A 17447-nucleotide genomic window follows, 5' to 3' on the forward strand; every position below is an offset into this window, starting at 1 on the left:
CCCGCCGCCAACAGCAGCGTTGATTGGGGAATCGCAATGTTCGAGGTAGACGTTTTGCTAGCTCGTCGCAACATGCACGTGCGCCAGGCTGAACCTATGCGGTACATCCCGCGCTCCGGGCGCACGACGTACCGCCAAAACCCGTATCTTGGTGGCATTCTGGATTCATAGCCCCTTCATACTTACTGAAGGCCACGGCAATGTACGGTAGTGTTCTTATGTCCCTAGCGCAAAATGTTATGCACATTCATGCAATTACTGACGCAACGACCACATTTGGTACCCCGCCGCCATTCGCGCTCGCTACTAGGCGCGCTGACGCTTGACCTCGTCCCATAGGTCGTTGAGCTCTTGGGTCGACAAGCCCTCGATCGCAACCCCGCGCTGGCGGGCGAGACCTTCCATAGCCTGCCAGCGCGAGCGGAATTTCGCCGTGCTCGCGCGTAGCGCGCTTTCAGCGTCGATCCCCTCTTTGCGCGCTACGTTTACCAGTGCGAAGAGCACGTCGCCAAACTCCATTTCGCGCTCGGCGGTGCCGGGGGCCTCCTTCCGGAATTCCTCGCGCTCCTCGTCCACCTTATCCCACACGTCTTGAACCGTCTCCCATTCAAACCCCACGGCAGCGGCTTTGCGCGATACCTTTTGGGCTTGCATCAGGGCGGGAAGCGAGGTGGGAACGCCATCGAGCAGCCCTTCCGGCCTCTCGCCCGCCTGCACGCTCTCCTTGTCCTTGGCCTCCTTTTCGGCAAGCTTCACGTTGTCCCAAATCGCCAGCACCTCCTCGGCGTCTTGGGCCGCGGCGTCGCCAAACACGTGCGGGTGCCTGCGGATGAGCTTTTGATCTATATCGCGGGCCACGTCCGCCATGGTGAATTCGCCCGCATCCGCCGCGATTTGCGCGTGCAGCACCACCTGCATCAAAACATCGCCCAGCTCTTCGCGCAGGTGGGCGACATCGTTCGACTCGATGCAATCGACCGCTTCGTAGGCTTCCTCGATCATGTTCTTGGCAATGCTGGCATGCGTCTGCTTTCGATCCCATGGGCACCCGTCGGGTTGACGCAGGCGCCAGATGGTCTCGACCAGGCCCTGAAACGCTTCGCGAGCATCCGACAGCGTCGAGGTATCGCGCACCAGACTTGCCAGGCTACCGCTACCGGTGTTCTTCCACTCCGCCATAGCGCCTACTCCTCGTCCAAAATCACATGGCTAAACGCGCCGTCCTGATAAATGCCATAGCTGTGCGTGCCGTCCTTGGGAATTGACACGCTGCCCGGATTGAACAGCCACAGCCCCGGATGCGCCTCGCTTTCCTGATTCACCTTGATATGCGTGTGGCCGTACACCAGCGCGGAACCCGCGGGCAGAGACGGCGCGTTGTCCACGCTGTTGTGCATCCCGGCACCAAACACGTGGCCGTGGGTAAGAAAGAGCGTGCGACCGCTCTCATCAATGAGCTGAGAAAAGTCTGACATACAGGGGAAGGACAGCACCATCTGGTCCACCTCTGCCTCGCAGTTGCCGCGCACCGCAGTGAGGCAACCGGTTGACGCCAGGTCGTTCAACAAAGGAATCACCTGTTTGGGCGCATAGTCGCGCGGCAGGTCGTTGCGGGGGCCGTGGTAGAGCAAATCGCCCAGCAACACCACGCGATCAGGCGCCTCGCGCGCGATCGCGTCCATAAGACGGCGGGTCCAATATGCAGATCCATGCAGGTCAGAGGCTATTACAAGCTTCATAGCCGTTCCTTTCTCATCGACGTCGCTGCTTTGCATGATAAAACGAAAAGGCGGGCGCGCACCCCTTTGGATACCCGTCCGCCTTGAAAACCCAGCCGTCAAACGTTTAAGGCCCTAGCGCAGGGCCTCTTTGTTGACCCGGTGCGCCGCAAAGGAATACACCAGGTTGACGGTCGCGTTGACCAGCGTGGGCACCCATAGCCCCTCCATAAGCATGATGTAGAGGACAGAGGCCGCGTTAACGATCAGAGCCATAACGATGATGGGCAAAAGGCCGGTCACGCGGCTGGGCACGTTGGCCGCAGTCGACCCCAAAAAGCCCAGCAGAATATCGAATAGCGCCGTCAGGGCGGTGAGCACCGCGATGATGATGCCGGGGAACGTCTCTGCGTGGATAAAGTTCATCACGGTGAGGGGGATGAACAGGCCACCCAAAACAAGCATGACGATGCTGGTGATCTTGAGCAACTTTTGCATTGCGGACATAGGCGTCTTCTCTTTCGCACGGTTGGTTGGCAGTTTTTGGACGAGGGTATTGTACCTGCCGCGCACGCCCTTGCACCCCGCAAGTGCCCGCTTGGGCGTGCGCTCCGCGCGTCAAACCGACCAACGGCAGCAACGTGCTCGACGAACGGCGGCGCTACCAACCCGGGCGCTAGCCCATCACGTAGCGCTCAAGCCGCTCTTTATCGTGAATCACAATGCGGCTTCCGCGCTCGCGCGTGGATATAATCCCCTTTTCGCGAAAGCCCCGCAGGATACGGTTAACGCTGCTTCTGGACGAGATGCCGCAGAACTGGGCGATGTCCTCGTTGGTGATGTCCAGAGTTATCATGCTTCCGCCCTCGCACGGGGCGCCAAATCGATCGTTCAGGTCGTAGAGAAATCCACCTACCGCACCCACTTTGCCGTTCATGGTGAGGTACCTCATACGGTACAGGGTCTCTTCCAAGCTTGAGCGGTAGTAATCTTTCACGCAACCCAGCAGCAAAGGGTCCTCGTTCACAAAATCCCAAAACGCCACCCGCGGAATCCTCATATAGAGCGCCTCATCGGATTCCACCCGCACGGTAAACGGAGCCTTGGCACGGCTGCTCACCTCGTCGCGCAGCAGCGACACCGGGCTGGGGCCCTTGATATAGAAGATGTTGAATTCGCTTCCCTCCCGCAATGTGACGCTTGTTTTCACCACGCCAGAGACCAAAACGTAGACATACTCCTGGTCGAGTCCGTAGTAGGAGAGATATTCGTGCCGTAGCTTACGCGTCTCGGCAAACCCCTTCTTTCTCAAATAGTCAACTAGATAGCTAGACTCCTCCGCCATGCGGCGCCCCTTTCAGATTTGTTAAGCCCGACCACTGTATACACCTAGCGAAACGTTGAGTTGACATTTGGTAACTACATTCGACATAACGCGCACCCTTTCAAACCCCCATAGTTACCCCGGCTTAAACGCCAACGAAGGTATATGACAGAAAGGGATGGCCATGTTTGACATCGACGTGCCGTACGACCGCACCAAGCTGCACATCAGCCTGCCAGAAGAGTGCGTCGCCGGAGTGCTCGAGGGGCACCAAAGCGAATTCAAGGCAGAAGGTACCCAGGAGCAGCTTATCGAGCGGGCCCTCGACAACCCGTATTCGTCGCCCACGCTTGAGGAGCTCTGCCAAAACAAGCACGACATCGTGATCATCAGCTCCGACCACACCCGCCCCGTCCCCTCAAAGGTCACCATGCCCATTCTGCTGCGCCGCATCCACGCCGCCGCCCCGCAGGCTCGCGTGCGCATCCTGGTCGCAACCGGCATGCATCGCCCTTCCACCCACGAAGAGCTAGTCGATAAATACGGCGAGGAGATAGTGGCGAACGAGGAGATTGTGATGCACGTCGCCACCGATGACGACGCCATGATCCATATCGGCACCCTTCCCTCGGGCGGCTCCTGCATCATCAACCGCATCGCCGCCCAGGCAGACCTGCTTCTTGCAGAGGGCTTTATCGAGCCGCATTTCTTCGCCGGCTTCTCCGGTTCGCGCAAGTCTGTGCTCCCCGGCATCGCCTCATACAAGACCATCATGTACAACCACAACGGTCAGTTTATCCATGATTCCCACTCCCGCGCCGGCGTGCTCGACGGCAACCAGGTCCACAAGGACATGATGGCCGCGGCCGAGATGGCGGGCCTGAGATTCATCCTCAACGTAGTGCTCAACGGCGACCATGAGGTCATTGGAGCGTTTGCGGGCGATATCCACAACGCGCACGAGGCAGGCTGCTCCTTTGTGAGGGAGCTGGCAGGCGTCAAGGCCGTACCCTGCGATGTCGCCATCACCACCAACGGCGGCTACCCCCTTGACCAGAACATCTACCAGGCCGTCAAGGGCATGACCGCGGCAGAAGCCACGTTGGACGAGGGCGGCGTCATCATCTCGATCGCCGGCTGCAGTGACGGCCACGGTGGCGAGGGCTTTTATCGCAACATCGCCGAGAATGACCCCGCGGAGTTTGAGAAGTCCTGCATCACCCGCGCCAAAAGCGACACGCTCGCCGACCAGTGGACCGCGCAGATCTTCGCCCGCATCCTGGCCCATCATCCCGTCATCTTGGTCACCGACCTTTGCGACCATGACATGATCCGCGCCATGCATATGACCCCCGCCAGCACCGTGGAAGAGGCGATCGCCATCGCCAGAGACCTCAAGGGAGCGGATGCAAAGTTCGCGATCATCCCCGACGGACTGGGGGTTGTCGTCACTCGCTAGCGCGCTGCAACCCCATCTTCCCCTCGCGCCCCTTCCCGCAAGCGCCCCTTCCCGCAAGCACCCCTTCCCGCAAGCACCCCCTCCCGCAAACACCCACTTCCCTTAGCCGAACGGTGCGCCATCGCGTCCAAGCGGCAATCTGGCAGCCGTGGTCGATTTCCCTCGCGCTCAAAACTGGTGAGAACGCCTTTTGGACGTTTTTGCGCGGTTTCGAAAGGCTGAAAAACGTCCAAATGGCGTTCTCATGAAAACAGCCGCGGATAAACGGTCGCGGGAGCAGACAACAAGCAACGTCTTTGAGCAGCCACTCGGAAATGGGGGCTAAAAAGGATGCGAAGCAGAAAGGGGATGGCAGTCATATGCAGCTGCCCCCGTGCGCTTTCATCCCACCTTCTTTTTCGCTTCATCAAGATAGGATCCTTATGTTTGAACATCTTTTTGCCGAATTCGCCTCAACCGCCCTGATGATTGTCTTTGGCGTCGGCGTCCATTGCGACGAAACCCTCAAAGGCAGCAAATACCGCGGATCAGGTCATATGTTTGCCATCACCACCTGGTCGTTTGGCATCTCCGTTTGCCTCTTTATCTTTGGAGGCGTATGCATGAACCCGGCTATGGCCCTGTGCCAAAGCATTGTGGGCCTTGTCCCTTGGAGCAGTCTGGTCCCTTACGTCATCGCCGAGATGCTCGGTGGCATCGCCGGCGCCTGCATGGCGTGGTTCATCTACGCCGACGACTTCAAGGCATCCGAGTTTGAGGTCGATCCCGTAGCCATACGCAACATCTTCTCCACCAACCCCACCACGGAGTCATACAACCTGCCGCGCAATTTTGCGATCGAGGCATTCGACACGTTTATTTTCCTCACCGGCATCCTCTGCATCGCCGCGAACGTGGGCGAAAACACCATGATGCTGGGCATTGGCGTGGGTCTTTTGGTCTGGGCGGTAGGCATGGGCTTGGGCGGCGTCACCGGCTTTGCCATGAACCAGGCACGCGACCTTGGCCCCCGCATCGCCTATCAGATCCTCCCCATTGCCAACAAGACCGACAACGACTGGAAGTACGGCCTGTTGGTCCCCGGCATCGCCCCCTTTGTGGGCGCGATCGCAGCAGCCCTGTTCACCACGCTGGTCCTGGGCGTCACCTTCTAGGGCCCTTTCTAGAACCATTCGGCACCGTGCTGGCAAAGAGCGCCCGCAGCGACATCCAATGCGCTGCGGGCGCTCTTTTTTGATGCGCGGCCCGTATTCGCCACGATGATGCGCAAAGCGACACGGCGCCAATCAATCGACACGGCAAATATTCTGGACGATGCTATAGTAAACCGAGACTTACTTATACGCTTTTCAGGCGCTTGGGAAAAGCCGAGCGCCATCGGCTTGGAGGCCCCATGGAAGATACCCCGCGCATCGCAGCAAGGCGCAAGCGTGAAAAACTCGTTGTCTCGCAGATGGTCGCCATCTATTGCGCCGGGCACCATCCGGCAGCGTCCCGCACCAAGACCGCCCACTGCGGCGGCGCCATATGCCCAGACTGCGCCGAGCTTGATCGCTTTGCGGTGGCGCGCACCCAACGATGCCGTAAGATGGAGACAAAAACGTCTTGCAACAAATGCGAGCACCATTGCTATAGCCCGCAGATGCAGCAGCGCATTCGCGATGTCATGCGCTATGCGGGCCCACGCATGCTCTACCATCACCCCATCGCCGCCATCCGCCACATGCTGGGCAAATAGCCATCCCTATCGGCGCCGGAGCCAAATCCGTTCACCGATGCTACAGCAGGGCCTCCTCCCAAGAGGCCTCTTTGAAGCCCACCAAGACCGCACCGTCCGTAACCACGATGGGGCGCTTCACCAGCATGCCGTCGGTCGCCAGCAGGGCGAAGGCCTCCTCATCCGACATGCCCGCATCCAGCTTGGCCTTGATGCCCAGCTCGCGGTACTTCATGCCGCTGGTATTGAAGAAGCGACGGAGCGGCAGTCCGGAGCGCTGCTGCCAGGCAGCAAGCTCTTCAGCCGTGGGGTTATCCTCCACAATATGGCGATCGATGTACTCAACCCCATGCTCGTCCAACCATTTCTTAGCTTTCTTGCGCGTGGTGCACTTGGGATATTCGATAAAGAGAGCGGTCATGTCTGACTCCTTGTTGGTAGCGTTTACATTGCCGCGATTCTAGCACGCGGACGCATGGGTCGCCACGGGCTCGCGACCATTTAGAAAAGCCGGGGGCGCCCAGCGGTCACCCTGCCGTTATCCATCCAAAAAGGCCGCGTTAAATTCGCGTCAAGCAAGAGCGGAGCGCGCGCGAAAACCAGCCAGACATGCCACAATTGCCCATACGCATACCCCGCAGAGGAGGAGCCATGTCGCCAGCACATTCGCCTATCGCCCCGGTCGCCGCCCCAAACGCCTCGGCAGCCGTCCGGCCCATCGTCGACTGCCACACCCACACGCGCTTCTCTGACGGCGAGCCCACGTTTGAGGAGAACATCCGTGCCGCTGCTGCTGCGGGCTGCCGAATCATGGTTTCCACCGACCACCTCACCCTGCCCGCCAGCATGGATCCCGCCGGCGAGGTCCAAGTAACGCTTACAGACCTGCCGGCGCACCGCGCCGCCTTTGAATCAGCGCGCGGCCTCGCGGCGCGGATCGCCCCCAACCTTGAGGTTGTCTACGGTTTTGAATGCGACTGGTATCCCGGCTGCGAGGAAAACGTAGGCCGCTGGAGCGCCGGCGCCGTTGTGCGCCTGGGCAGCGTCCACTGGATTGGAGAAGTGGGCGACATTCGCCTTGCCGCCGGCGAAGCCGGGTCAAGAAACGTTACCCGCGCAGATTCGCCCACCTCTGACAACGGCTGGATTGACGATGGCAGCGACCTGCACGTTTGGATCAACCTGGGCGCGGATGAGGTCTGGCGTCGCTACGCGGACGCATGGTGCCGCGCTTGCGAGAGCCCCCTCGCCTTTGACATCATGGCTCACCCGGACCTCGCCATGCGCTTTGCCAACGAGGGCCTCGCCCCCACTCGCGACCTCGCCCCGCTGTGGGACCAAATGGTCGCCTGCGCACGCGACACAGGCAGGCGCATCGAGGTATCGACCGCCGGATTGCGTAAGACCGTGGACGATTACTACCCCACCCGCAGCCTGCTTGAGCGCTTCGCGCGCGCCGGCGTCCCCATCGCGCTTGGCTCGGACTCGCACCGCGCCCGCGATATCTGCTGGGGCATTCGCGATGCGCAGGCATATGCGTACTCATGTGGCTATCGCTCCTTCGATGCGCCCCATGCAGACGGCGATTGGGAAACCTTCTCTTTGGACGAGTAAACGCCTCGAGGACCACTCATCCGGATGCCAAGCGGACCGCCCTACGCGCTACTCGGCATCCATCTCGGCACGCAGGGCTTCCAGCTCCACCTCGCAGCACTCGTTGAGCCGCTGGACGGTCTCGCGCATAACCTGCTCGGTAGTCTCCGGGTGGATGCAGCAAATGCGCAGCACCTTCATCCCCTTGAGCTCGGTAGTGAACACGCCCGCATCGCCGCTCTCTACGATGCGATGCGAGACGCGCGCGCTGAGCACGTCTTTTTGCTCTTCGCTCAAGCCTTCCGGACTGTAGCGGAAGTTGAGCATCGCCATCTGCGCGGGCGAGACGATCTGCACCATGGGGTTCTTTTCAAGCTCATCCTGCGCCCAGCGAGCAAGGTCGAAACCATGTTCAACGGCGGCGGACAGCGCGTCCGACCCCATGACCTGCAGGGTGAACCACAGCTTGAGACCGCGCGCGGGGCGCGTGAGCTCCGGGCCCATATCCCATGGATTGGTGATCTGCGCGGACTCCTCCAGATCTTTGAGGTATTCCGGATGCGTGCTAAAGCTGCTAAGCAGGGTGCGCTCATCGCGTACCAGCACCATGCCGCAGGAATACGTTTGGAACAGCCACTTGTGCGCATCCCAGCTAAGAGAATCGGCCCGCTCGATTCCACGCAACATGTCGCGGTAGCGCGTCAGCAGAACGGATGCGCCAATGGCGCCGTCCACGTGCATCCACAGGTTATGCGCCTGGGCGATATCCGCAATTTGGGGCAGCGGTCCCACCGCTCCGGTGTTGGTGCTACCGGCGGTCGCGATGATCACAAACGGCTTGAGACCGGCTTGCTCGTCCACGCAAATCGCCCGCTCTAGGGCGTCCAGGTCCATGGTGAAGTCATCATGGCAGGGGATGGTGCGAATACGGCCGGGTGCCACGCCCACCATATGCAGGCCCTTCGCCACAGAGCTATGCGTTTGCTCTGAAACGTAGGCGACGCCGCGGCACCAGTCCTCCTCGTCCAACTTTGCGTCACGGGCCGCGATGAGCGCCGTCATGTTCGCCATGGAACCGCCGGATACAAAGACACCGCCCGCCGTCTGGGGAAATCCAGCCTTGTCGCAAAACCAGCGCAGCAGCTCGTGCTCGGCAACACAGCCCGCTGGGTAGTTTGCAAAGCTGCCGGCATGGCGGTTATAGCCAGAGGCCATCATATCGCCCAACCAAGACAGCGCGTTGACGGGACCGGGAACAAAGCCCATGAAGCGGGCGTGGTCGATGTTGTAGCCGTAGCCGATGATGTTCTCCTGCATCTCGGCAACCACCTCGTCCAAGGGGCGGCCCTGAGCGGGAATGCCCTGGTCCGCGATAGCCTGAAGCTGCTCGGGCGCGGCTTCGACGGCGATTGGTCCTTCGGAAAGATGGCGGTTTCGCGAGAACAGCTCGCAGACAAAGCGCACCGCCGCGAGCTCGACGTCGGCTTCTTGCGTGGACCCCTTTGCGTACATGGCATTTTTCCTTCCCTGTGAAGACGCTCTTGAAGCGCGATGACTGAAGTGACTGGCCACATATTCGCAGCTCTGTTGCCATATGTATAATTCAACTATTTCATTGTGTGTTTAATAATATTTATACTTACAGGTAAGAGCCTATTTATTTCGAGCAATGAATCCCGCGTGCAAGCACGTTCCCGCGCCGCTATAGCCGCAATCGAGGAGGCAATTGATGGAGCTGCGTGAAATTGAGACCTTTCTCGCCATTGTTGAGCAAGGCACCTTCTCCAAAGCTGCCGAGAAACTGGGATATTCGCAGTCCGCCGTGACCGTGCAGATCAAACAGTTAGAGCACGAGCTTGGCGCGCGCCTGTTTGACCGCGTGCCGCGAGGCGCCGCGCTCACCGAGCAGGGCCGAGCCTTTGCTTTTCACGCTAACGAAATAGCAGGCGCCGCACGGGCCGCCAGGGCCTCCGTCGCCTCCGCCCAAGCCGCTCCCCAAGACATCGCGGGCGTTCTGCGGTTGGGCAGCGTGGAGTCCGTGGCGACGGCGATTCTTCCAGAAGTCCTCGTCCACTTCCACTCAACCTGCCCGCGCGTCCAGGTGATTGTGACCACGGCGCAGCGCGACCGCATGATCGAGGGGCTGCGGAACAACACCATCGACTTGCTGCTCACGATGGAGGGGCACGTGCACCAATCCGGCCTGGTAACCCGCGCGCTAAGGCGCGAGCAGGTGGTGTTTGTAGCGTCGCCCGCACTGCTCGAGAGCGTTGACGAGGGCGCCCCTGCCGGTCGGCCCCTGGATGCGGCCTCCTTATGCGAGCTGCCGTTTGTTTTGACCGAGCGGGGCGAAAGCTATCGCCTTGAACTTGACCGCGCGCTGAGCGAGCTTGATCTGCATATAAATCCGCTAATCGAGGCAGGCAATACCGAGACCCTGGTTCACTTGGCCGAGCGCGGCGTTGGAGCAACGTTTGTACCCCGCTTTTCCGCCCAGCGCGAACTGGAACGGGGAAGCCTGATCGAAGTGACAACGCAGCTGGCACCTGTGGAGATGGAAACCCAGCTGATCCACCATACGGGCAAGTGGATCGCACCGCACATGAGGATGTTTATCGAAGTGCTCGAGTCGCTTGTGAAGTGAGTAGAGATGAATGAGGAGGGGCGCAAGCCTGAGAGCGGGCTCGCTATCTCCCCGCGCCGGGGCAGGGCGGGGCGGCGTCGGTCCGCGCCAGCGGCGCCCCCCCTTGCTGCGACCCAGTGGGGCCAAGCGTCTGCCGGACCAAATAATGCGTTAGTGCGGAATCCGGGTGTGCCAAATAATCGCTTAGTGCGGAGGTTGGGACAAATAGTTAGTTAGTGCGGTTCCCAGAGTGACAAATAGTGCGTTAGTGCGGTACGGATGAGGTGTACGAGGGTACCTTATGAATAGGGAGTTCGCATCATCCGAGATAGATGGCTTGGACGAGTACGCCCGATGCATAAGAAATGCCCGCTGAACCTTCTCCAGACCGCACTAACGCACTATTTGACCAAACCTCCGCACTAACACGTTATTTGACACAGCGCGGGAACGCCCTCGCCGCTCGCCCGCCCGCCGCCCGCCGCTCGCCGCTCGCCCGCTCCACAGGAACGCGCTACCGGCCCCAATAGGTGCAGCAGGGCGCCGTCGCCCTACTTCATGCGAGCGTTCAGCTCTCCCGCCAGCTCGTCGATGGTAACGCCGTAGCGCTCAAGAACCACCAGAAGATGGTAGACCAGGTCGCCCGCCTCGTAACGAATGTGATCGCGGTCGTTGTCCTTGCAGGCCATGACAACTTCGCCCGCCTCCTCTATTACCTTTTTCAGAAGGCTGTCCTCCTCGCCCTGCAGCAGCTTGGCGGTATAGCTGGCCTCGGGCGAAGCCTCGCGGCGACCATGTATTGTCGCGGCCAGGCCCTCCATGGTCTGCCCTATGTTTCCGTCTTGTACGTTAGCCGTGCGCACTCCCATGCCGGCTCCTCCCTCTTCATCACCATGCGTCGCCGCCGCAATCGCGCCGCGCTAATCCTCGTTATCAAACGTCCTAAAAAAGCAGGTGCGGTTGCCGGTATGGCACGCAGGACCAGGCGAGTCGACGCGCGCCAACAGGGTGTCGGCGTCGCAATCCACCAACAGCTCGCGCAGCTGCTGCATGTTGCCGCTGGTAGCACCCTTGTTCCACAGCTCTTGGCGAGAGCGGCTCCAAAACCATGTGGTCCCGGTCTCAAGCGTAAGCGCCACGGATTCAGCATTCATCCAGGCGACCATAAGAACCTCGCCCGTATCATATTGCTGAACCACGCACGGGATCAGCCCTTGCGCGTCAAACTTCAAATCCTCGACCTTCATGTCGTCTCCTTTCTCTCGCGCGATACGCACCCCCGAATGCCGCACGCCCCGGCGAGCACCGCGCGCACGGCAGGCATCACGCACCGCCCTAACGCATGCCGCGCACGACCAGCGCCCCCGCACGTTAGAAATCCAGCCGAACGGGGATTCCCTGGGCAGCCATGTACTCCTTGACCTGGCGAATGCTAAATGTGCCAAAGTGAAATACGCTCGCAGCCAGCACCGCGTCCGCCTCACCCTCGATAATGCCCTGGGCAAAGTGCTCAAGCTCGCCCACGCCGCCCGACGCGATCACGGGAACGGGCACGGCGCGCGCAACCGCGCGGGTTAGCGCCAGATCAAAGCCCGCCTTGGTACCGTCGCGGTCCATGCTGGTCAGCAAGATCTCGCCCGCGCCGCGGCGCGCCGCCTCGCAGGCCCACTCCACCGCGTCAAGCCCCGTGGGTGTACGACCGCCCGCTACGTAAACCTCCCATTTGTCGGCCCCGGGACGTCCCGGCTCCCCCACGTGCTTGGCGTCGATGGCGCAGATAACCGCCTGGCTGCCAAACGCCGCCGCGCCTTGGGTGATGAGCTGGGGATTTTTCACCGCCGCCGAATTGAGCGACACCTTGTCCGCGCCGGCAGCCACCATGCGCCGCATGCCCGCGAGGTCCCTAAAACCGCCGCCCACCGTGTAGGGAATGGCGAGTTCGCCCGCCGCACGCGACGCCATATCGATGGTGGTCGAGCGGTTGTCGCTAGTCGCGGTGATATCCAAAAAGATGACCTCGTCCGCACCCTCGCGATCATACGCGCTCGCAAGCTCAACGGGGTCGCCCGCATCGCGCAGCGATAGGAAGTTGATGCCCTTTACCACGCGCCCGTCTTTAACATCCAGGCACGGAATCACGCGCTTGGTCAGCATACGCACCCGCCTTTCGTGGACGAGGAATCCGCGTTGTCACCAGCCGTTGCCGCCGGAGCGCTCGCGCTTGCAGCGTCGCCTGCGGCGGCAAGGGCCTCCGCCAGCGTAAAGTTGCCCTCGTACAGGGCGCGCCCGGTGATGCAGCCCTCCACCACGTTGTCGCCGGCGGCGGCGAGCGCCCTGATATCGTCCAGCGTGGAAATGCCACCGGATGCCACCACGGGAAATCCGGCGCACGCGGCGATACGGCGATAGGCATCCACATCGATGCCCGTCTGCATGCCGTCGCGTGCGATATCGGTAAACACCAGGTGCCTAAAGCCCAAGCCCGCCAGCTCGCCCACCACGTCTTCAGCGCTACGGCCAACGCCTTCACGCCAACCGTTCACCTTTACCTGGCCGTCACGCGCCGCAACGTCAGCAACCAAAAGCTCGCCAAAACCACGAGCCGCCACCTCCGCAAAACCAGGTTCGCGCACCAGCACGGTGCCCAGAGCGATGCGCTTGGCGCCGTACGCTGCAAGCTGGTCGATGCGCGCCAGCGAGCGAACGCCGCCGCCCACGTCGATCGAGAGGCCGGGCACATGGCACAACGCCTCGATAGCGCGGTCATTTGCCTCGCGCGCCTCCTCGTCCTCTTCCAATGCGGCAGAAAGATCCACCACGTGAAGCCACGCGGCACCCTGCTCCTTAAAGTGCTCGGCCACCGCGACGGGATTGGACGAGTACACCTTCATGTGCGCGCGGTCTCCGCGCTCAAGGCGGACCACCTGGCCCGCGATAAGATCGATCGCAGGGAAGACAATCATGCTACCTCACCCCCATCGCCCGTTTGGCGTGTTACGAACCCCTGCATAACGCAACCGGCAACCATATAAGACTCGCCGTCGCGCGCAGCGGCGACAATGCTTGCGAAGTTGCGCAAAACCTGTAGCCCGTGTGCGGACGATTTCTCCGGGTGGAATTGGCACCCAAACACGCGGCCCTTCCAAATTGCGCTAGCAAAGCTGCGCGTGTAATGCGTGCGGGCGGCGACCGCAGCGGGATCGGCATCTTGGTCCGCCGCATAGCTGTGCGTAAAGTACACATTGGCGCCCTCCGCCACATCGTCGAACAGAGGACAGGCCGATCCCGACGCGCCGGCGCCCACCAGGTGAATCTGGTCCCAACCAACGTGAGGCACCTTGAGGCGCGAACCGTCCAGCCTTGTGCACGAACCCGCGATTAAACCCAAGCCGCGCACCCAGCGTCTGCCCGCCGCCTCGAACACGGTGCCGGGGGCCAAGCCGTCGCCGCGCCAGCCGGGGTCGTCAGAGGATGGCACAGCGGCAGCTGCGGCGCCGGCAGCCGCATCAGCGTTGTCGCCCGCCACGGGAACGCCCTCGTCCCCACGCTCAAATAACAGCTGCTGCCCCAGGCAAATGCCCAAAAAGGGCGCGCCGTTGGCAACGGCATCCATCACCGCGCGATCCTGTCCGGACTCGCTCATATATGCAATCGCATCGTAAAACGAGCCAACACCGGGCAGAACCAGGCCTTCTGCAGAGCGGATCTCATCCGGGTTATCCGTCGCATACGCGGCGGCGCCCGCACGGGCAAGCCCGCGCACCACGCTCGACAGGTTTCCCTTGTGGTAATCGACCACCGCAATCCTAGGCGCGTCCATGCGTACCTCCTACAGCGAACCCTTGGTTGAAGGGATGCCCACCACGCGCGGGTCGAGCTCGCACGCAAAGCGCATGGCGCGGCCGGCCGCCTTGAACGCGGCCTCGATAATGTGATGGGAGTTCTCGCCCGCAAGCTCGCGCACGTGCAGCGTCACGCCGGCGTCGCGCGCAAAGGCATAAAAGAACTCAACCGCCAGCTCCGTGTCAAACGAGCCCACGCGCTGGGTGGGGATGGGCAGATCGCAGTATGCCTGGCCTCGGCCAGAAATGTCCACAGCGGCCTGCACCAAGGTCTCGTCCATGGGAATGCACACGTCGGCAAAGCGCGTGATGCCCGCTTTGTCCTGCAATGCGCGGGCAAAAGCCTGTCCCAGCACAATGCCGGTGTCTTCCACGGTATGGTGCGCGTCGACCTTGACGTCGCCGGTTGCCTTGACGGTAAGGTCAAACTGGCCATGGCGGGCAAACGCGTTGAGCATGTGATCAAAGAACGGCACGCCGGTAGCGATGTCGCAGGCACCGGTTCCGTCCAGGTTGAGCTTGATGGAAATATCCGTCTCACCAGTGGTGCGGTGCACGTAGGCCTCACGCGGCTTCTCCAGATTGGCGACGGGCTTCTTGTAAATGGTCATGGCTACTCCTCTCGCAACAGCGAATCAAGCGCCGCGAGCACGGCGTCGTTCTCCTGTGGTGTACCCACCGTGATGCGCAGGCACCCCTCGAGTCCGGCGACGGCGCTGAAATCTCGGACAAGAATCGAGAACTCATCGCGCAGGCGCCGACGAACCGTGGAGGCGTTTGCCATGCGGACCAGCAAGAAGTTGGCGGCGCTGGACCATACGGTCACGCGGGGATCTTCAGATAGCGCCGCGTACATGCGATCGCGCTCCAAGCAGATGGTGGCAACGGTAGACGAAAACCGCTCGCGCTGTTTAACCATCTCCAACGCCGCCGCCTGCGTAAGCACGTTGACGGAATAGATCTGGCGGATCGCAGCGAACGCATCGATGATGTCGGACGCGGCGACCACGTACCCGCAACGGACGCCTGCGGCTCCGAATGCCTTGGACAACGTGCGGAGGACTACAAGGTTGGAGCACTCATCCAACAACCCCAGAGCAGATGCGGAGGCATCGGCGAACTCCATGTAGGCCTCGTCTAGCAACACCACGCCAGGGCACACGCGACACACCTCGCGGGTGAGGGCGGGGTCGATGAGATTGCCCGTTGGGTTGTTGGGCGAGGTCAGCACCACAACGTCGCAAGACGGAGCGGCGGCGAGCACGCGCGCGGCGTCCACCTCAAACGTCACGGGATCGCGAGGAATATCCAGCACAGACGTTTGGGTGAGGTCTGCAAAGAACTGGTACTCGGAAAACGCCGGGGTGCAGGTGAGCATGGTGCGCCCGCAGCCTCCGAACGCAAAGAGCAGGTTGAAGAGCAGCTCGTCGCCGCCGTTGCCCACGCAGATGTTTTCGCGCGCCACGCCGTGTCGACGCGCCAGCTCATCGCGCAGGCTGTTTGACATGGGGTCCGGATAGCGGTTGAGCGTCGTCGCGGCAAGCGCGGCGTCCAGCCGCTCGCGCACGCCGGAGGGCAGCGGGTAGGTGTTCTCGTTGGCCGAAAGGTTGATTTTGGTGGGCGTGAAGTTGGGGTCATAGGGCTCGATACCCCTCAAGTGGGGCTGCACGAGTTCGCGCATGCGGTCGGAAAGCTCTGCCATAGCGAACCTACGCCTCCTTATCCATGCGGGCAGCAGCGTCCAAGGCGGCGCCCCGCATCACCACGGCAGCCTCGTCATCCGGCCAGGCGACCGCGGTGAGGTCCTCGCCTTGCAACGCGTCCGCGCTCACGCTGCCCTCGCCCTGCTGCAGCACGCGACGGCGCAGGCCCGCAGACAACGCGTGAGCCCACAGTCCCTCGCGGCGCGCCATCGCCTGGGTGGCGGGAGCGTCGTTCATAAGGCCCTGCGGGGTATAGCAGATCACGCTGGAGCGCTTCACGAAATCGTCCACGGAAAGCGGGCTGGAGAACATGGCGGTGCCGCCGGTGGGCAGCGTGTGGTTGGGGCCGGCAACGTAGTCGCCCAGCGGCTCGGAGCTCCATGCACCCACAAAGATGGCACCTGCGTTGCGGATGGACCCCAGCAGGCCCATGGCGTTTTCGCAGTGCAGCTCAAGATGCTCCGGGGCGATGGTGTTGACGGCGTCGACGGCGGCGTCCATATCTGCGGCGACCACGATGACGCCCTCGTTATCCAAAGACGTACGGGTGATGTCCTCACGTGGACTCTGGGCGACCAGCACCTCTACGGCACGCTCTACCTCGGTGGCAAACTGCGCATCGCAGGTCACCAAGTAGCAAGCCGCCAGAGGATCGTGTTCCGCCTGCGCCATAAGGTCCGCCGCAACCACGGCGGGGTTGGCAGAGGCGTCCGCCAACACGCACACCTCGGAGGGACCGGCGATCATGTCGATGCCCACTTCGCCCGAAACCAGGCGCTTGGCAGCCGCCACGTACGCGTTGCCGGGGCCGGTGATCTTCTCGACGCGCGGAATGGACTGCGTGCCATATGCCAGCGCGGCGATGGCCTGCGCGCCGCCCACGGTATAGACCTCGTCCACGCCCGCCACCTTGGCAGCTGCCAGCGTGTAGGGCGAGATGCCGCCGTCGCGCTGGGGCGGGGTCACCATGACCACGCGCTCGACGCCCGCGACCTTTGCCGGGATGGCGTTCATGAGGACGGTCGAGGGGTACTGCGCGCGACCACCCGGCACGTAGATACCCGCGGCGCGCACCGGCGTGACCTTGACGCCCAGCATGGTGCCGTCCGCGCGCGTGGTGAACCAGGACTGCTGGACCTCGCGCTGGTGGAAATCGCGAATCTGCTCTGCGGCCTTTTCAAGCGCGGCCAGAAACGCTGGGTCGATATTGTCCAGCGCGGCGTCGATGCGCTCCTGCGGCAGGCGGAACTCATCCACCTCAACTCCGTCGAAATCCTTGCAGTAGCGGCGAAGGGCCTCGTCGCCCGACGCACGCACGCCCTCGATGATGTCCTGTGCGGCGCGCGTGATCTTGAGCGGCACGGCGCCCTCGCGGTTGAGGTTGAGGACGGTGAGGCGCTCGCCGGCGCCCAACTGTACGGTCTTCATATCTATTCCCCTTTGTTAACGTCCGCGGCGACCGATGCCG

The 17447-nt window shown here is 61.9% G+C and carries 19 protein-coding genes; 5 read left to right on the forward strand and 14 right to left on the reverse strand.

Translation table 11 applies throughout. The annotated features are described in order from the left end of the window. Positions 1-306 precede the first annotated feature (306 nt). The 4 genes from mazG to HMPREF9452_RS04920 form a co-directional block, all read right to left on the reverse strand. The gene (mazG, locus tag HMPREF9452_RS04905; protein ID WP_009141023.1) at positions 307-1179 is read right to left on the reverse strand and encodes a nucleoside triphosphate pyrophosphohydrolase; all 873 of its coding nucleotides are present in this window, start codon (positions 1177-1179) and stop codon (positions 307-309) included. Between the two features lie 5 nt (positions 1180-1184). Further along, complete coding sequence (gene yfcE, locus HMPREF9452_RS04910) at positions 1185-1739, reverse strand: phosphodiesterase (protein WP_009141024.1); 555 nt, start codon at positions 1737-1739, stop codon at positions 1185-1187. A gap of 114 nt (positions 1740-1853) precedes the next feature. Beyond that, complete coding sequence (locus HMPREF9452_RS04915; RefSeq protein WP_009141025.1) at positions 1854-2225, reverse strand: hypothetical protein; 372 nt, start codon at positions 2223-2225, stop codon at positions 1854-1856. A 169-nt stretch (positions 2226-2394) separates the two neighbouring features. Then, on the reverse strand, positions 2395-3063 hold the full coding sequence (locus tag HMPREF9452_RS04920; protein WP_009141026.1) for a Crp/Fnr family transcriptional regulator: 669 nt from the start codon (positions 3061-3063) through the stop codon (positions 2395-2397). A 163-nt stretch (positions 3064-3226) separates the two neighbouring features. On the opposite strand from HMPREF9452_RS04920, the gene larA reads away from it, so the two are divergent. From larA to HMPREF9452_RS04935, 3 genes are all read left to right on the forward strand, one after another. Next, positions 3227-4501, forward strand: a complete 1275-nt coding sequence (gene larA, locus HMPREF9452_RS04925; RefSeq protein ID WP_009141027.1) for a nickel-dependent lactate racemase — start codon at positions 3227-3229, stop codon at positions 4499-4501. A gap of 422 nt (positions 4502-4923) precedes the next feature. Continuing rightward, positions 4924-5655 (forward strand): D/L-lactic acid transporter LarD, encoded by a 732-nt coding sequence (gene larD / locus HMPREF9452_RS04930; protein ID WP_009141028.1) that lies wholly within the window; start codon positions 4924-4926, stop codon positions 5653-5655. Between the two features lie 239 nt (positions 5656-5894). Further along, positions 5895-6239 carry a nitrous oxide-stimulated promoter family protein gene (locus tag HMPREF9452_RS04935; protein ID WP_009141029.1) on the forward strand — a complete coding sequence of 115 codons (345 nt, stop codon included), beginning with the start codon at positions 5895-5897 and terminating at the stop codon, positions 6237-6239. Between the two features lie 40 nt (positions 6240-6279). Here the strand turns inward: HMPREF9452_RS04935 and HMPREF9452_RS04940 are convergent, their stop codons facing one another. After that, positions 6280-6639: an arsenate reductase family protein gene (locus tag HMPREF9452_RS04940; RefSeq protein ID WP_009141030.1), complete on the reverse strand. Its 360-nt coding sequence runs from the start codon at positions 6637-6639 to the stop codon at positions 6280-6282. 230 nt (positions 6640-6869) lie between these two features. Here HMPREF9452_RS04940 and HMPREF9452_RS04945 point away from each other — a divergent pair, with 230 nt between their 5' ends. Next, a complete protein-coding gene (locus HMPREF9452_RS04945) occupies positions 6870-7832 on the forward strand; it encodes a PHP domain-containing protein (protein WP_009141031.1) in 963 nt (320 codons plus the stop codon). Between the two features lie 48 nt (positions 7833-7880). Here the strand turns inward: HMPREF9452_RS04945 and HMPREF9452_RS04950 are convergent, their stop codons facing one another. Then, entirely contained in the window at positions 7881-9323 is a 1443-nt protein-coding gene (locus HMPREF9452_RS04950) for a pyridoxal phosphate-dependent decarboxylase family protein (protein ID WP_009141032.1), read from the reverse strand. A gap of 217 nt (positions 9324-9540) precedes the next feature. Between HMPREF9452_RS04950 and HMPREF9452_RS04955 the strand changes: the two genes are divergently transcribed. Then, a complete protein-coding gene (locus tag HMPREF9452_RS04955) occupies positions 9541-10455 on the forward strand; it encodes a LysR family transcriptional regulator (RefSeq protein ID WP_009141033.1) in 915 nt (304 codons plus the stop codon). Between the two features lie 530 nt (positions 10456-10985). Here the strand turns inward: HMPREF9452_RS04955 and hisE are convergent. The 8 genes from hisE to hisD form a co-directional block, all read right to left on the reverse strand. Then, positions 10986-11303, reverse strand: a complete 318-nt coding sequence (gene hisE, locus HMPREF9452_RS04960) for a phosphoribosyl-ATP diphosphatase (RefSeq protein ID WP_009141034.1) — start codon at positions 11301-11303, stop codon at positions 10986-10988. 51 nt (positions 11304-11354) lie between these two features. After that, positions 11355-11681, reverse strand: coding sequence for a phosphoribosyl-AMP cyclohydrolase (hisI, locus tag HMPREF9452_RS04965; RefSeq protein WP_009141035.1), 327 nt, complete (start codon positions 11679-11681; stop codon positions 11355-11357). A gap of 124 nt (positions 11682-11805) precedes the next feature. After that, positions 11806-12588 (reverse strand): imidazole glycerol phosphate synthase subunit HisF, encoded by a 783-nt coding sequence (hisF, locus tag HMPREF9452_RS04970; RefSeq protein WP_009141036.1) that lies wholly within the window; start codon positions 12586-12588, stop codon positions 11806-11808. Beyond that, positions 12582-13397, reverse strand: coding sequence for a 1-(5-phosphoribosyl)-5-[(5-phosphoribosylamino)methylideneamino]imidazole-4-carboxamide isomerase (locus HMPREF9452_RS04975; RefSeq protein WP_009141037.1), 816 nt, complete (start codon positions 13395-13397; stop codon positions 12582-12584). The genes hisF and HMPREF9452_RS04975 overlap by 7 nt, the downstream gene beginning before the upstream one ends. After that, on the reverse strand, positions 13394-14254 hold the full coding sequence (locus HMPREF9452_RS04980; protein WP_009141038.1) for an imidazole glycerol phosphate synthase subunit HisH: 861 nt from the start codon (positions 14252-14254) through the stop codon (positions 13394-13396). Before HMPREF9452_RS04980 ends, HMPREF9452_RS04975 begins: the two co-directional genes overlap by 4 nt. A gap of 9 nt (positions 14255-14263) precedes the next feature. Then, complete coding sequence (gene hisB / locus HMPREF9452_RS04985) at positions 14264-14887, reverse strand: imidazoleglycerol-phosphate dehydratase HisB (protein WP_009141039.1); 624 nt, start codon at positions 14885-14887, stop codon at positions 14264-14266. Between the two features lie 2 nt (positions 14888-14889). Beyond that, positions 14890-15978, reverse strand: coding sequence for a histidinol-phosphate transaminase (gene hisC / locus HMPREF9452_RS04990; protein ID WP_009141040.1), 1089 nt, complete (start codon positions 15976-15978; stop codon positions 14890-14892). Positions 15979-15985: 7 nt separating this feature from the next. Next, positions 15986-17407: a histidinol dehydrogenase gene (gene hisD, locus HMPREF9452_RS04995; protein WP_009141041.1), complete on the reverse strand. Its 1422-nt coding sequence runs from the start codon at positions 17405-17407 to the stop codon at positions 15986-15988. Between the last annotated feature and the right edge of the window lie 40 nt (positions 17408-17447).

Source organism: Collinsella tanakaei YIT 12063 (assembly GCF_000225705.1).
GTDB lineage: Bacteria > Actinomycetota > Coriobacteriia > Coriobacteriales > Coriobacteriaceae > Collinsella > Collinsella tanakaei.